This is a genomic window from Mesorhizobium sp. M5C.F.Ca.IN.020.32.2.1 (genome assembly GCF_004023105.1).
Taxonomy (GTDB): domain Bacteria; phylum Pseudomonadota; class Alphaproteobacteria; order Rhizobiales; family Rhizobiaceae; genus Mesorhizobium; species Mesorhizobium wenxiniae.
The window spans coordinates 1-14,490 of record NZ_RZSX01000048.1 but is presented as its reverse complement, the minus strand read 5'-3'; the positions used below and the strand labels follow the sequence as shown (position 1 = coordinate 14,490).

Here is a 14,490-nt window from a genome sequence, read left to right as displayed (position 1 = left end):
GCGGTTTCTGTGCGGATTTCGAAGGAGCTGAAGAAACGCGGCTGGAGCTTTGTCGGCCCGACCACGGTCTACGCCTTCATGCAGGCGATGGGGCTGGTCAACGACCATCTCGAAGGCTGTGTCTGCCGCGAGCAGGTCGAGGCGGAGCGCAGGGCGTTCAAGCGGCCGAAGTAGCTTCCTCACCGCGAAGCGGGCGATAAAACTCAAGCGCCGCCGGCGCCGGCCAGAAAAAGCGCGGCAACGATGGCCGCCACAGTGGCAAAAGCCGGATAGATCACCAGCAGGCCGGTCATCAGCGCATCGCGCATGGTCGGTCGTTTGCGCTCGTCCGCGGCGACCTCGAATGGTCCCGCCGTTTGGCCTGCCGGCCTCGGTGCATGACTATCGGCCCGTCGCAGCCGGGGCAGATCGCGGGCACCGCTGTCGATGATGTCGAATTCCCGTGCCGTGGTCATGGCCCGAACCCCTTGTTTCGGCGCGCTTTATCGGCTGCGATTGTGTCGGCACAATGCCGCGGTTATGGCGGAATTGTTTCGTTTATCGCGTGGTTTGTTTCAGGCAGGGTGCAAACCCTTGCCGGTCCGGACAGGTTCGGTTAGGACACGCCCACTCGAAATAAGTCATCGATTACGTAGCAAAAAAGACCCATGCCATGGCCGACAAATCGGAAAAGATGAAAGCGCGGCTGCCGCGCGGGCTTGTCGACCGCGGCGCCGAGGACATCCGCGCCGTCGAGAAGATGATGGCGACGATCCGCGCGGTCTATGAGCTTTACGGCTTCGAGCCGGTCGACCAGCCGATGATCGAATACACCGATGCGCTGGGCAAATTCCTGCCCGACCAGGATCGGCCGAACGAGGGCGTATTCTCCTTCCAGGACGACGATGACCAGTGGCTGTCGCTGCGCTATGATTTGACCGCGCCGATGGCCCGCTTCGTCGCCGCGAACTTTGAGCGTCTGCCGAAACCCTATCGCAGCTACCGCTCCGGCTGGGTGTTCCGCAACGAGAAGCCCGGCCCCGGCCGCTTTCGCCAGTTCATGCAGTTCGATGCCGACACGGTCGGCACGCCGGGTGTGGCGGCTGATGCCGAGATGGCGATGATGATGGCCGACGTGATGGAGGCGCTGGGCATCAAACGCGGCGACTACGTCATTAGGGTCAACAATCGCAAGGTGCTCGACGGCGTGCTCGAGGCGATCGGCCTCGGTGGCGACGAGAACGTCGGCCGCCGGCTGACGGTGCTGCGGGCGATCGACAAGCTGGACAAGCTGGGGGTCGAGGGGGTTCGTCTGCTGCTTGGCACCGGACGCAAGGACGAGAGCGGTGATTTTACCAAGGGCGCCGGGCTGGACAACGTTCAAGCTGAGGCAATCCTTCACGCTACGGCGAAGCCTGAGCTAGGCGATTTAAGACACCCGGTCTCCGCAGTGAGAGCCAGCCAGTCCTTCAACGAAGGCGTTGCCGAACTATCAACCATTGAAGACTTGGTAAGGGCAGCTGGATATGGCGAAGACCGAATAGTTATGGATCGTTCCGTCGTTCGTGGTCTCGAATATTATACCGGTCCGGTCTACGAAGCCGAGCTCCTGGCCGAGATCCCCAACGAGGACGGCCAGATCGTGCGCTTCGGCTCGGTCGGCGGCGGCGGGCGTTATGACGGCCTTGTCTCGCGCTTTCGCGGTGAGCCGGTGCCGGCAACCGGCTTTTCCATCGGCGTCTCCAGGCTGATGACGGCGCTGAAGAACCTCAGCAAGCTCGACACGTCGGATGTCATCGCGCCGGTCGTCGTGCTGACCATGGACAAGGACACCGAAAGCCTCGGCCGCTACCAGAAGATGGTGGCCGAGTTGCGTGCCGCCGGCATCCGCTCCGAAATGTATCTCGGCGGCGCCGGCATGAAGGCGCAGCTCAAATATGCCGACCGTCGCGGCAGCCCCGTCGCCATCATCCAGGGCGGCGACGAGCGCGCCAAGGGAGAGGTGCAGATCAAGGACCTGATCGAGGGCGCCCGCATGTCGGCGGAGATCGCCGACAACGCCGAATGGCGAGCCGCGCGCCCGGCGCAGGTGACGGTGGCGGAGAGCGAGCTGGTTGGCGAGGTGAGGAAGATACTCGCTGCGCAGGCCGAGGAGCGAGCGCGTGGCAAGTAGAGGTCGCGTTTCATCGCGCCCCCCTCTGTCCTGCCGGACATCTCCCCCACATGGGGGGAGATCGCCAGTTTCACCGGCGGCTCCATCCGTTCAGTGTCGGCGATTGGCGAAAGCGGCGACGACAGCCGATTTCCCCCCATGTGGGGGAGATGTCCGGCAGGACAGAGGGGGGCGCCATAGAACGCTAACCTCCGCACTCCGTCCAGCACCCGCTGCGCGCCAATCCACCTTCTCCCACACTGGGAGAAGGGAAGGGCGCCTGCCATGACCTCCCGCTACCCCGCCATCGCATCAGACATCACAAAACTCTTCGCCGCGCGAAACACGCATGCGGTCGAGGTGGCAGTGCTGCAGCCAGCCGACCCATTCCTCGACATGGCGGGAGAGGATCTGCGCCGCCGCATTTTCCTCACTGAAAGCGAGACCGGCCTCACACTTTGCCTGCGGCCCGAGTTCACCATTCCGGTCTGCCTAGACCACATTGCCAGCCAGGCCGGCACGCCGCGCCGTTATTCCTATCTCGGCGAGGTGTTTCGCCAGCGCCGCGAGGGCGGCAATGAGTTCTTCCAGGCCGGCATCGAGGATCTCGGCGATGGCGACATCGCACAGGCCGACGCTCGTTCGCTGGCCGATGCGCATGCGCTGCTTTCGCTGGTGCTGCCGGACCAGGCACTGGCGATCACGCTCGGCGACCAGACCATATTCGAGGCGGTGCTCGCCGCGCTCGGCCTGCCGCGCGGCTGGCGCATGCGGCTGGCGCGGGCTTTCGGTTCGGCGGCGATGCTGGAGGCAGCGCTTGCCGACCTCGCCAACCCGACACGCAACGGCCAGCTCGCCGGCCCAGTCGCTGCCCTTGTCCTCAATGGCGACCTGGAAGGGCTTTCGTCGCACATCGCCGGCGGCATGGAGCAGGCGGGTCTGTCCGCGTCGGCCGGGCGGTCGCCGGCCGACATTGCCAGGCGGCTCATCGAAAAGGCCGAACTGCGCAGCGTGCGGCTATCGAACGAGGCGTTTTCGGCGCTGAAGGATTTTCTGGCGATCGACGTAGCGCTTGACGGCGCCGCACAGGCGCTCGAAACGTTCGCGGCCGGCGCCGGGCTTTCGCTTGGCGCGGCGCTGGACAATTTTTCCGCACGTGCAAAGTCGATCGAAGCTCTTGGCCTGCCCACGGCAAAAATCCGCTACGACGCCGCCTTCGGTCGTCCGCTCGACTATTACACCGGTCTGGTCTTCGAGATCGCGGCGGAAAACGGCGACCGGCCGCTGGCCGGCGGCGGCCGCTATGACCGCTTGCTGACGCTGCTCGGCGCGAAAACGCCGATCCCCGGCGTCGGCTTTTCCGTTTGGCTCGACCGCATCGAAGCGTTGCGGGAGAAGGCGCAATGATCACGCTGGCGATCCCGTCGAAGGGCCGGCTCAAGGAGCAGGCGCTGGAGGTGCTGGCCAAGGCCGGGCTTGCCGTCAGCCTGCCCGGCGACGAGCGTAAATACCGCGCCCGCATCGAAGGTGTGGAGAGCGTAGAGGTGGCGTTTCTGTCGGCGTCCGAAATATCAGGCGAGATCGGCCAGGGCTCGGTCGACCTCGGCATCACCGGCGAGGATCTGTTGCGCGAAAGCCTCGCCGATTGGGAGGCGCGTGCGGAGATCGTCGCCCGCCTCGCTTTCGGCAACGCCGATGTCGTGGTGGCGGTGCCCGACATCTGGCTCGATGTCGATACGATGGCCGATCTCGACGATGTCGCCGCCGATTTCCGACAGCGCCACGGCAGGCGGCTCAGGATCGCCACCAAATACTGGCGGCTGACGCAGCAGTTCTTTTCGCAAAAGCACGGTATCCAGGTCTATCGCATCGTGGAGAGCCTGGGCGCCACCGAAGGCGCGCCGGCGGCGGGATTGGCCGATGTCGTCGTCGACATCACCACGTCAGGCTCGACGCTGCGCGCCAACCATCTGAAGGTGCTGGCCGACGGCGTCATTCTGCGCTCGCAGGCCTGCCTTGTCGCATCGCGGAAGCTGCGTACGGCGGCGGACGAGGCAATCTTGCGCGACCTCGCGGCGAAGGTGGCAGGCGCAATCCCTCCCCCTTGAAGGGAGGGTGCCTCGCGTCGCTCCGAACCCTCCACTCAACGGGGAGGGATCGCCGCGGCTCCAGTACCATCAACGGGATTTCCACCACCCCGGCAGGCTGATAGACTCGGTCGCCTGTGGAGGAGACGGCGATGCCGATCAATCTCGACGAGTTGAAGAATGCCACCAGTCTGCGCGGCCGCCGTCCGCGCAATGGCGCCACGTTCGTCGCGCCGGTCGACGGCAGGGCGCATGTGTCGGGCGAGCGCACCATGCCGCTGCTGCAGCAGACCATCCCGGCACTGCTTTCCGATACCGTCAGCAAATACGGCACGCTCGATGCCGCCGTCTTTGTCGACCAGGACAAGCGCTTCACCTGGAGCGAACTTTCAGACACGGTGGACGCGCTGGCCGCAGGCTTCCTGGCGCTTGGCCTGGCAAAAGGCGACCGCGTCGGCATCTGGTCGCCCAACCGATGGGAATGGCTGGTGACGCAGTTCGCCACCGCGCGCATCGGCCTGATCCTGGTCAACATCAACCCGGCCTACCGGCTGACCGAGCTCGATTATGCGCTGAACAAGGTTGGCTGCCGAGCGCTGGTCACGGCCGTCAAATTCAAGAGCTCCGACTATCTCGGCATGATCGAGACGCTGGCGCCGGAGATCGCGACTGCGACGCCGGGCAAACTCGAGGCGAAAAAATTGCCGGCGCTGAAGATCGTCATCCGCATGGGCGAGGAGAATTCTCCCGGCATGTTCAATTTCGCCGACGTCCTGGCCATGGCAGGACGCGACGAGCATGACAGCCTCGACCGGATCTCCGAGGGGCTGAAGCCCGGCGACGCCATCAACATCCAGTTCACCTCAGGCACGACAGGCGCGCCAAAGGGCGCGACGCTGACCCACAACAACATCGTCAACAACGGCAATTTCGTCACATCGGCGATCAGGCTGACCGTCGAGGACCGGTTGTGCATCCCGGTGCCGCTCTATCACTGCTTCGGCATGTCGATGGGCACGATCGGCTGCGTCACCAAGGGCGCAACCATGGTCTTCCCGGGCGAGGGCTTCGATGCCGGCGCCACGCTGAAGGCAGTGGCGGGCGAGCGCTGCACCGGCCTCTACGGCGTGCCGACCATGTTCGTCGGCCTGCTCGACCATCCGGATTTTGACACCTTCGATCTCACCAGCCTGCGCACCGGCATCATGGCCGGCTCGCCGTGCCCGATCGAGGTGATGAAGAAGGTGGTGTCGCTGATGCATATGGCAGAGGTGACCATCGCCTATGGCATGACCGAGACCAGCCCGGTGTCGTTCCAGAGCAGCGTCGACGACCCACTGGAAAAACGCGTCTCGACGGTCGGTCGTGTCCATCCCCATGTCGAGGTCAGGGCGATCGATGCCGATGGCGTCACCGTTGCGGTCGGCGCGCCGGGCGAACTCTGCACACGCGGCTATTCGGTGATGAAGGGCTATTGGGACGACGAGAAAAAAACCCGCGAGGCAATCGATCCCGACGGCTGGATGCACACCGGCGACCTCGCCACCATCGACGCCGAGGGCTATTGCAACATCGTCGGCCGGGTCAAGGACATGGTCATTCGCGGCGGCGAGAACGTCTATCCGCGCGAGGTCGAGGAGTTCCTCTATCGCCACCCCAAGGTCAGGGAAGTGCAGGTGTTCGGCATTCCCGACCCGAAATATGGCGAGGAGCTTTGCGCGTGGATTGTGCTCAAGCCGGGCCAGATCGCCACCGAGCAGGAGATCAAGGCCTTTTGCGCCGGCCAGATCGCCCATTACAAGATCCCGCGCCACATCCGCTTTCGCACCGAATTGCCGATGACGGTGACCGGCAAGCCGCAGAAGTTTCTCATGCGCGAGGCGATGGTTGACGAACTGGGGCTGGTGACGCCGAAGACCGCCTGAAGGGCGGACCGGCGGAGCATCGTAGTCCTGTTGGCTGCCCTTTGCGACGCCGCGCGAGACGCATGCTTCCGGGGTGGAGAAAAGCGGCTGGCTACCTATTTCGGAAGAGGGCGGATGGGGAAACAAGGCCGAAATCTCGGCCCCAAAGCGAAAGGAACCTGCAATGGCAAAGAATACGATTTGCCTCTGGTACGATAAGGACGCCGAGGCTGCCGCCCGCTTCTACTCCGAGATATTTCCTGACAGCGTGGTGAGTGCCGTGCACCGTGCACCCAGTGACTACCCGGCCGGCAAAGAGGGCGACGTGTTGACGGTCGAATTCACAGTCGCGGGCCTTCCTTGTATCGGCCTCAACGGGGGTCCCGAGTTCAAGCACAACGAAGCGTTCTCTTTCCAGATCGCCACCGATGATCAGGAGGAGACCGACCGCTATTGGAATGCCATTGTCGGCAACGGCGGCCAGGAGAGCGTGTGCGGCTGGTGCAAAGACAAATGGGGGATTTCCTGGCAAATCACGCCGCGCGTGCTGACTGACGCGATGGCGGCTGGCGGCGACGAGGCAAAGCGCGCGTTTGATGCCATGATGACCATGGTGAAAATCGACGTCGCCGCGATCGAGGCGGCGCGGCGCGGTTGATGCTCCATCGCGATTTGCGGCCAATTGCTGCCAGAGCTTGTCCGCTCGCCACCCAAGTGCGGCCGTCCAGCCACCAGCTTGCGCAGCGCGGCAGCCTTCGCTTCAAGCTGGGCGATCGGATGAAAGTCGGCGATGTCATTGGCTTGCTCTGCAATACGGGCAACTCGACCGCTCCGCACCTTCATTTCCCTGGTAATGGCTGTCGCAGTCGGAGCCAGCGGGCTGTCGGTAGACGAAGGTTCGCTGAGCGTCAGGATCCTTATCGGAGCGCTTTCGAGTGCGATTATGTTCATCACCATTTTCGTGGTGCTCGACCATGCCGAGGCGGTGGCTCGGCGTGTAGGCGAGCCGTACGGCACGCTGGTGCTGACTCTTTGCGGACAACGCGGCCTTTTTGTTGCCGGCTGCCGGGAGCGGCCCTCGCACCCTACTTCAGAACTGCAGCGAGTTCGATCAAGTCATTTGCCATGTATTCCCAACCGTCGCGCGGCTTGGCAACGGCAGCCTTCGACGGGTCATGCGCATTTGCGCGAACGACATACGCCGTCTTCAATCCGCATCGACGCGCCGCGTCCAGGTCGTCCTCGTGGGCGGCAACCAGCATCGCCCTGTCCGGCTCCACGCCCAGCAGCTCGCAGGCACGAAGATACACCTGTGGCATCGGCTTATAGGCCTCGGAGACATCAGCGCCGAGGATCGTATCCCATGGCAGCCCGGCATGTTTTGCCATGTCAACCAGAAGTCGGGTGTTCCCATCGGACAGCGGTGCGACGATAAAGCGTTCCTTCAATCTGAAAAGACCCTCCACCGAGTCGGGCCACGGCTTGAGGCGGTGCCAGGCCAGATTGAGATTTTCCAGTTCGGCGCTCGGTACAGCCGATGGCATCAACCCGTATCCTTTCAGACAGGCTTCCAGGTTCTCCATGTTGAGCAGATCGAGCGGGACAAAGGGCCGCCGACCGCAGCGAACGGCTTCAACCGATGCGTCATAGCGTCCGACCCAAGCATCGGCAAAAGCACTAGCGTCGATATGCAAAGCATCGTGGCGCTTCAGAAAAGAACTTGCCTCCGCCGCTATGCTGCCGCGCCAATCGACAACGGTCCCCAGGACGTCGAAGAACAATACCTCAACTTTCGTCACTTTAGCTCTCCATGCTCGTCGATTGGGGGGCCGTCAGTCGCGGTAAGAGGGGTCGATCTTGTCGAGCTGCCGCTTGAGATAGTCGAAAACCTGATCGTTGTAGGGCAGCCAGCCGTCCGCTTTTCTACGCCAGATCGTTGGACATGACATTGAGCGGTTGCCGTCGATCGGCCCCAGTGCTGACTCGATCTCGTCGGCGGCTGCGAATACTTGGGCGTCGGAAACATCGGCGGCTATGGCGAGAGCCTCGCCGCCCTCACCTTCGATTTCCACTGTCAGCTGGCTCAGAGCGGGCTTGTCGCGGGCGATCAAAGCGACCTTCGCACCCTCCCGCGCGAGGCGCAGCACAATAGCGCCCCCAATGCCAGCAGAAGCGCCGGTGATCTCCGGCGTCGTTCCGCTTCAATCTGACGGCGCCAGGTCGGTGTGGGCAAAGGCTAAACCGCCGGTCCTTCGAGCCCGCTTCTCTCGTGCGATTTCCACAGGAACCAGCCGAGGACGGTACCGAAGAAGAATGTGTGGGCAATGAACTGTACGACCGGGCTTGCTTGCAGAAACCAGGGGAACGCGATCGGCGCGATCACATAGAAATTGATGAGCCACAAGGCGAGGCCAAAGATGCTGCCGAGACCAATGAAGGCTGCTCGCCCTCGCAGCATTGCGGCAATCTCCCCAAACACGATCCCATAGACGATGGCCAGGATCAAATGCACGATCACGCCAGCGATGCTGGCCGTCAAGAGCGGGTAGCCGGGATCGAGAGCTTCCGGTCCAAGCGCAATGGCGCCGATCATGCGCAGGGGCGTGAAAAACGCTTCCGCCCCCATCATGAACGCACTCGCCGTCATTTCAAGCGCCGCAAAGACGAGGCCTGCGACAATGCCCGCAACGGCACCCTGCTGGAGTCCCCATCGGATGTCGCGCGGCGTCACCGGCGTGTGGATGTAATCACGGTAAGCCATAACACTGCTCCTTGTTCTGGACGCAGACTCATCCGCAAAACCAATGCCGGGCACGCGTCGGCGGTTCCGGGCGTTCGGCGCAACTCACGAGGATTTGATTGAAGTTGATGTTCTCACGCTGAGCGGACGGTTCGGCCTTCGCCCGCATCGACGCTGCAGCCATGCAGCTTCCCCGCGACCGCCCCCAATCCAGCTATTACCTCGCGCGAGACCTTAGCTGGCTCCATAGGTCGTAGCCCGCAAGGAGGACGCCGATGCCGACCGCAACGCCTAGATCGGGATGCGGGACGAACCGGATTACGATGCCGAAAAACGCCAGAAAGACAACAAACGCCAAGACGGCCAGGAAGCGGCTCAAGTTCATCTATTGTGCTCCACTCGCCGCGGCATCCCCGTCTCAGCCTCCGTAGATCAGGTTGGGCAGCCCGTACACGATCTGCGGGAAAATGTAGATGATGACCATGCACAGGATAACGATCAGCATGTAGGGCATCATTCCGCGGAAAATATCCGAAAGCTGAACATGCGGCGGCGAAATGCCCTTGAGGTAGTAGGCCGACATCGCCATGGGCGGCGACAGAAAGGCCGTCTGAAGGTTGACCGCGACGAGCACGCCGAAAAACAGCGGATCGATCTCGAAATGCGCCAACAGCGGCAGGAAGATCGGAATGAAGATAACGATAATCTCGGTCCATTCCAGCGGCCAGCCCAGGATGAAGATGATGATCTGGGCGACGATCAGAAACATCAGCGGCGACATGTCGAGGCCGGTGACGAAATCGCTGATCAGTTGCTGGCCTCCCAGATAGGCAAAGACCGAGGCGAAGGTGGCGGAGCCGACGAACAGCCAGCACACCATCGCGGTCGTGCGCGCCGTCAGATAGACCGACTCCTTCAGGCGTTGCCACGTCAGGGCGCGGTAGGCGGCGGCCAGCACCACGCCGCCGAGCGCGCCGATAGCGGCAGCCTCCGAAGGCGTGGCGAGGCCGAAGAGAATAGCGCCGAGCACCGCGAGGATCAGGACAGCCAGAGGGACGAAGGAAGTCAGCAGCATCCAGCTGATTTGCAGGACCGAATAGTGGCCTACCTCGTCTCGGGTCGGCTTCGGCGCCACCTGCGGCTGCAGCACCGCCTTCGCCACCACATAGATCAGATAGAGGCCGGCAAGCAGCAGTCCTGGAAGCAGGGCTGCCGCATACATACGAACCACCGACACACCCGCCGTCGCGCCATAGACGATGAGCAGAATGGATGGCGGAATGAGGATACCGAGGGTTCCGCCCGCGCAGATCACTCCCGAGGCATATCTGATGTCGTAACGCGCCTTCAGCATGGCGGGAAACGCCAGCAGGCCCATGAGTGTCACGACCGCGCCGACGATGCCTGTGGCCGTTGCGAAAAGGGTGCAGGTGATGAGGGCGGCGACCGCCATGGAGCCGGGAATGTGCCGGGTGGCGATATAGAGAGTGCCGAAAAGGCGCTCGATGATATTGGCCCGTTCGACGATGTAGCCCATGAACAGGAACAGCGGGATAGCGGTCAGCACATCGTTCGAGATTACTGAATAAGTCTGATTCACGAACAGATCGAAAATGCGGTTGTTGAAGAAGCCGCCGATCCAATGTTCCGTAAGCGTCCAGCCGTCGGCACCATCCTCAACCGCCCGTTCGTAGGCGCGCCACATGCGTCCCGGATTTAAATAAGCGTAGTAGCCAAAGGCGACCCCGAGCGCCATCAACGTGAACGCAACCGGGAAGCCAAGGAAGATCGCCAGAAGTAGAATGAGCAGCATCGCAACGGCGACCTGAGGATCGCTCATCTGTCTTCTCCGTCGCGTTCGGGGCGATTGTCGGGGTGAAGGAATGGGAGGTCGACTGCTTCCGAACCGTGATGCAGAACATCGAGCGTCTTGGCTTCCATCAGCACCTTCTCGGTCTCTTCCACGTCTTCAGCTGCGCGCGGCCATGTTCCGGTTCGCAGACAGACGACGCAGCGGAACACCTGAGCAATCCCCTGAACGAAGAGCAGGATGCCTGCCGCCACGATGACGGCCTTGAACTGGAAGATCGGAATCCCGGCCGGACTGTTCGAGCTTACCTCGAGATAGCGGAGGCTGCGTGCGGCATACTTCCATCCGGCCAGAACCAACGCCGTCACGCCTGGGAAGAAGAAGATGAAGTACAGGACAAGTTCGACCGCCGCTTGCACGCGCGGCCTCCACAGACGGTAGACGAAATCGCCGCGCACATGCCCGTCTCGCGACAAGGTGTAAGCGCCAGCCATCATGAACATGGTGCCGTAGAGCATGTAGCTGAGGTCGAATGCCCACGCGGTCGGCGCACTGAACAGGTATCGCACGACAACTTCATAGCTCACGCCGAGCGTCATGATGACGACGCTCCACGCGAACACCTTTCCAAACCATGCCGAAAGTTCATCGGCGAATGCGATGTAGCGGAGCATGTCTCGGGTTCCGTCAGATACATCCGGCTGTCGGGAAGACCGCCGGATTTGCCCAAGCGGAGGCGCGAATTAGACCTTCAGCTTGCCTGGGAAGTAATGTTCGTATGCCAGTGTCAGGTCGGCTGAATTCATAAGCTCGTAGTAGACAACGCGTTCGACCCATTGGCGCTGGCTATCGAGCACCCGCTTCATGAACTCGTCCGCCTCCAGCGTCGGGATGATCTTGTCCCAAGCCTGGAGTTGTGCGTCGAGAATCTCCTTGGAGGTGCGGTGCACGGTGACGCCGTGCTCGGTCTGCAGTTTCTGCAGGTCGGCCGAATAGTTGTCGAGGGCGACTGCGGTGGTCGCGGTGCTGGCCGCCTCCACGCCATATTCGAGAATGGCCTTCAAATCGTCGTCGAGGTCGTCGAATACGTCCTTGTTGAACAGGAATTCGAACGACTCGCTCGCCTGATGGTAGGACGACAAGATGTAGTTCTTGGCGACGTCCTGCGAACCGAAGCGAAGGTCGGATGACGGATTGTTGAATTCGAAGGCGTCGATAACCCCGCGCTCCATGGCCGGCACGATTTCACCGCCGGGCAGCTGCGCCACGCTGAGGCCAAGGTTCTGCATGAGATCGGCGGCAAGACCCACCGTCCGATACTTGAATCCCTGCAGTTCGGCGGTGGTCGTGACAGGATTCTTGAACCAGCCGAACGGCTGCGCCGGCATCGGGAAGCCATAGAAGCCGACCACGTTGAGGCCCATGATGTCCTGCGTCAGCTCGCGGTAGAGATCCTTGCCGCCGCCCTGGTGGAACCAGGCGAGCATGGTGGTGGCGCTGCCGCCAAACACAGGGCCAGTTCCGAAAAGCGACGCGGCCTTGTGCTTGCCGTACCAGTAGACGGGGACGGTATGCGCCGCGTCGATGACGCCGTCATTGACGCCATCCAGCACCTGGAACGCGCCCACGACCGCACCCGCGGGCAGGAGCTCGAACTTCAGCCGGCCGCCCGACATCTTTTCGACGCGCTCTATGTATAGCCGCGCGAAATCCATCCAGATGTCCGACGCAGGCCAGGAGGTCTGCATCTTGATGGTCACCGGCGCCTGCGCCAGTACCGCCGGGGCCGAGAGCGTCGTCGCTGCAGCCGCACCGGCGGTGATGGCGGTGGACTTTTCCAGGAACCCGCGACGCGAGATTTTCTTGTCGGACATTTACTCCTCCCACTGTTGTAAACTCTTCTGCCACAACCAGAATATGCAAACTCGGCCTCCACGCAACCAATTTCGCTGCCGGTGACATCGGACCTCGGGCATCTGGTCCGGCACAAGCGCCACTGTGTTTCCGCATCCGACTTTAGTAGTCGGCGCGTATCCTCCATCTCGTTCCCATAACGAATGTAGGACTGCTGCGCAGGCTGCCAAGGCGGTCGTAACGATCCCCAGTGTTGACCGTCCGCGAAAGGACCCTGTTTATGGAAGCATGGGCCCCTGCTCGCAGCTTGGAAACGAGATTGAGGTCAATCGGACCCTCTGATCCTCTACCTCACGCCGCCAGCATCGCCTGATCCAGCCCGCGGATAATCTTGACCAGTTCGAGACATTCGTCGTGCCGGACCTTGTTGCGCCGCCAGGCGAGGCAGATCGTGCGCTGCGGCATCGGTTCCTGGAACGGCACGATCTTCAAATCGCGCATGGCGCTGGCCGGCCCTGCGGCCATTTCCGGGATCAGTGTGACGCCGAGCCCGTGCGCCACCATCTGCAGCAGCGTCGTCAGGCTGGTTGCGCCATAGCTCGCCATTGCCACCGGCCGCACGCTGCCGCAGACGGCAAGCGCCTGTTCGCGCAGGCAGTGGCCTTCCTCCAGCAGCATCAGCTTTTCCAAGGCCGGGCTTTCCGGCGGCACCGGCGGCGAGGCGAAGGCGGGGTCGCCGGCCGGCACGGCAAGGAAGAACCGGTCGGAGAAAAGCGGCTCGGTGATCAGCCCAGGCTGATCGAGGGGGAGCGCCGCAATGAAGGCGTCGAGCTTTCCCAGGGCGGTGTCCTCGACCAGCGACGCGGTCATCGCTTCGCGCAATTCGAGCTGCAAGGCCGGAAAATGCCGTTTCAGCTCCGGCAACACATGCGGCAGGAGATAGGGCGCCACTGTCGGGATGATGCCGAGCCGGAAGCGCCCTTCCATGGCGGGGCGGCCGCGCCGGGCCGTGGTTTCGATCTCGCGGATGTCGGCAAGAATGCGCTCGATCCGCGGCAGCATGGCCAGTGCCTCGTCGGTCATCCGCACCGATTTGCCGCCGCGCTCGAACAACCGGCAGTTCAGCCGCAGTTCCATCTCGGCGATCTGCGACGACAGCGCCGGCTGGCTGACCCCGGCCAGCTTCGCCGCGCGGCCGAAATGCAGCGTCTGTGCCAGCGCCTCGAAATATTGCATCTGCCGGACGGTGAGGCCTATCATAAGGAAAGCCTATCGCAACAAACATTAAAGGCAATTTGTTTTTATCGGCAATGCGGCCTAGTCTGGAACCATTCCAGAATGGCGTGGCTCAAGTCCCGCCCGGAAAATCAACAAAAATCAACGAATCGGAGAGAACGATGGACGCAAAGACCGATGACAACAGCGCCGGCAAATGCCCGGTCGCGCATGGGGCGGCCGGCAGGACCAACCGTGACTGGTGGCCAAACCAGCTTGACCTTGCCGTTCTCCACCAGCAGTCGAGCCTCTCGGACCCGATGGGCGAGGACTTCGACTACGCCAAGGAGTTCAACAGCCTCGATCTCGATGCGGTCATCAAGGACCTGCACCAGGTGATGACCGATTCGCAGGATTGGTGGCCGGCCGATTTCGGCCATTACGGCCCGCTCTTCATCCGCATGGCCTGGCACAGCGCCGGCACTTATCGCATAGGCGACGGCCGTGGCGGCGCCGGCGCCGGCCAGCAGCGTTTCGCGCCGCTCAACAGCTGGCCGGACAACGCCAATCTCGACAAGGCACGGCGGCTCTTGTGGCCGGTCAAGCAGAAATACGGCAGGAAAATTTCCTGGGCCGACCTGTTGATCCTCACCGGCAATGTCGCGCTGGAATCGATGGGCTTCAAGACGTTCGGCTTTGCCGGCGGCCGCGCCGACGTCTGGGAGCCCGAGCAGGATGTGGACTGGGGT

15 protein-coding genes and 1 pseudogene are annotated in these 14,490 nt (G+C 62.5%); 8 read left to right on the top strand and 8 right to left on the bottom strand.

The window, feature by feature from the left end:
• Window positions 1-174: DNA-3-methyladenine glycosylase I (locus EOA86_RS04185; protein ID WP_164891549.1), on the top strand; the 174-nt coding region annotated here is incomplete at its 5' end.
• 29 nt (window positions 175-203) lie between these two features.
• Here the strand turns inward: EOA86_RS04185 and EOA86_RS04180 are convergent.
• On the bottom strand, window positions 204-455 hold the full coding sequence (locus EOA86_RS04180) for a hypothetical protein (RefSeq protein WP_127210586.1): 252 nt from the start codon (window positions 453-455) through the stop codon (window positions 204-206).
• 197 nt (window positions 456-652) lie between these two features.
• Here EOA86_RS04180 and hisS point away from each other — a divergent pair, with 197 nt between their 5' ends.
• The 6 genes and pseudogenes from hisS to EOA86_RS41420 all read left to right on the top strand — a co-directional run.
• Window positions 653-2,152 (top strand): histidine--tRNA ligase, encoded by a 1,500-nt coding sequence (gene hisS, locus EOA86_RS04175; RefSeq protein ID WP_128340784.1) that lies wholly within the window; start codon window positions 653-655, stop codon window positions 2,150-2,152.
• A gap of 264 nt (window positions 2,153-2,416) precedes the next feature.
• Window positions 2,417-3,538 (top strand): ATP phosphoribosyltransferase regulatory subunit, encoded by a 1,122-nt coding sequence (locus EOA86_RS04170; protein WP_127210584.1) that lies wholly within the window; start codon window positions 2,417-2,419, stop codon window positions 3,536-3,538.
• Window positions 3,535-4,239, top strand: a complete 705-nt coding sequence (gene hisG / locus EOA86_RS04165) for an ATP phosphoribosyltransferase (protein ID WP_128340783.1) — start codon at window positions 3,535-3,537, stop codon at window positions 4,237-4,239. Before EOA86_RS04170 ends, hisG begins: the two co-directional genes overlap by 4 nt.
• A 131-nt stretch (window positions 4,240-4,370) precedes the next feature.
• On the top strand, window positions 4,371-6,143 hold the full coding sequence (locus EOA86_RS04160; protein ID WP_128340782.1) for an AMP-binding protein: 1,773 nt from the start codon (window positions 4,371-4,373) through the stop codon (window positions 6,141-6,143).
• Between the two features lie 163 nt (window positions 6,144-6,306).
• Window positions 6,307-6,780, top strand: coding sequence for a VOC family protein (locus EOA86_RS04155; RefSeq protein WP_065010942.1), 474 nt, complete (start codon window positions 6,307-6,309; stop codon window positions 6,778-6,780).
• A 132-nt stretch (window positions 6,781-6,912) separates the two neighbouring features.
• Window positions 6,913-7,155, top strand: a pseudogene (locus EOA86_RS41420) (ionic transporter); the annotation flags it as partial.
• 52 nt (window positions 7,156-7,207) lie between these two features.
• On the opposite strand, the gene EOA86_RS04140 reads toward EOA86_RS41420, so the two are convergent.
• From EOA86_RS04140 to EOA86_RS04110, 7 genes are all read right to left on the bottom strand, one after another.
• Complete coding sequence (locus EOA86_RS04140; RefSeq protein WP_128340781.1) at window positions 7,208-7,921, bottom strand: haloacid dehalogenase type II; 714 nt, start codon at window positions 7,919-7,921, stop codon at window positions 7,208-7,210.
• A gap of 33 nt (window positions 7,922-7,954) precedes the next feature.
• Window positions 7,955-8,305 carry an SDR family NAD(P)-dependent oxidoreductase gene (locus tag EOA86_RS04135; RefSeq protein ID WP_127212744.1) on the bottom strand — a complete coding sequence of 117 codons (351 nt, stop codon included), beginning with the start codon at window positions 8,303-8,305 and terminating at the stop codon, window positions 7,955-7,957.
• Between the two features lie 53 nt (window positions 8,306-8,358).
• Window positions 8,359-8,883: a hypothetical protein gene (locus tag EOA86_RS04130; RefSeq protein ID WP_128340780.1), complete on the bottom strand. Its 525-nt coding sequence runs from the start codon at window positions 8,881-8,883 to the stop codon at window positions 8,359-8,361.
• A 397-nt stretch (window positions 8,884-9,280) separates the two neighbouring features.
• On the bottom strand, window positions 9,281-10,702 hold the full coding sequence (locus tag EOA86_RS04125) for a TRAP transporter large permease subunit (protein WP_127211085.1): 1,422 nt from the start codon (window positions 10,700-10,702) through the stop codon (window positions 9,281-9,283).
• Window positions 10,699-11,346, bottom strand: coding sequence for a TRAP transporter small permease subunit (locus EOA86_RS04120; RefSeq protein WP_127211084.1), 648 nt, complete (start codon window positions 11,344-11,346; stop codon window positions 10,699-10,701). The genes EOA86_RS04125 and EOA86_RS04120 overlap by 4 nt, the downstream gene beginning before the upstream one ends.
• 69 nt (window positions 11,347-11,415) lie before the next feature.
• On the bottom strand, window positions 11,416-12,546 hold the full coding sequence (locus EOA86_RS04115; RefSeq protein ID WP_065010811.1) for a TRAP transporter substrate-binding protein: 1,131 nt from the start codon (window positions 12,544-12,546) through the stop codon (window positions 11,416-11,418).
• Between the two features lie 331 nt (window positions 12,547-12,877).
• Window positions 12,878-13,786 (bottom strand): hydrogen peroxide-inducible genes activator, encoded by a 909-nt coding sequence (locus EOA86_RS04110; RefSeq protein WP_127211083.1) that lies wholly within the window; start codon window positions 13,784-13,786, stop codon window positions 12,878-12,880.
• Between the two features lie 137 nt (window positions 13,787-13,923).
• Here EOA86_RS04110 and EOA86_RS04105 point away from each other — a divergent pair.
• The coding region (locus tag EOA86_RS04105; protein ID WP_348633324.1) for a peroxidase family protein at window positions 13,924-14,490 on the top strand (567 nt) is incomplete at its 3' end.

What these genes read in the sequence shown, in the direction of transcription:
- EOA86_RS04120 (WP_127211084.1), bottom strand. Translation starts at nt 11,346, where the DNA reads ATGCTCCGCTACATCGCATTCGCCGATGAACTTTCGGCATGGTTTGGA.
- EOA86_RS04130 (WP_128340780.1), bottom strand. Translation starts at nt 8,883, where the DNA reads ATGGCTTACCGTGATTACATCCACACGCCGGTGACGCCGCGCGACATC.
- hisS (WP_128340784.1), top strand. Translation starts at nt 653, where the DNA reads ATGGCCGACAAATCGGAAAAGATGAAAGCGCGGCTGCCGCGCGGGCTT.
- EOA86_RS04125 (WP_127211085.1), bottom strand. Translation starts at nt 10,702, where the DNA reads ATGAGCGATCCTCAGGTCGCCGTTGCGATGCTGCTCATTCTACTTCTG.
- hisG (WP_128340783.1), top strand. Translation starts at nt 3,535, where the DNA reads ATGATCACGCTGGCGATCCCGTCGAAGGGCCGGCTCAAGGAGCAGGCG.
- EOA86_RS04160 (WP_128340782.1), top strand. Translation starts at nt 4,371, where the DNA reads ATGCCGATCAATCTCGACGAGTTGAAGAATGCCACCAGTCTGCGCGGC.
- EOA86_RS04115 (WP_065010811.1), bottom strand. Translation starts at nt 12,546, where the DNA reads ATGTCCGACAAGAAAATCTCGCGTCGCGGGTTCCTGGAAAAGTCCACC.
- EOA86_RS04110 (WP_127211083.1), bottom strand. Translation starts at nt 13,786, where the DNA reads ATGATAGGCCTCACCGTCCGGCAGATGCAATATTTCGAGGCGCTGGCA.
- EOA86_RS04180 (WP_127210586.1), bottom strand. Translation starts at nt 455, where the DNA reads ATGACCACGGCACGGGAATTCGACATCATCGACAGCGGTGCCCGCGAT.
- EOA86_RS04170 (WP_127210584.1), top strand. Translation starts at nt 2,417, where the DNA reads ATGACCTCCCGCTACCCCGCCATCGCATCAGACATCACAAAACTCTTC.
- EOA86_RS04155 (WP_065010942.1), top strand. Translation starts at nt 6,307, where the DNA reads ATGGCAAAGAATACGATTTGCCTCTGGTACGATAAGGACGCCGAGGCT.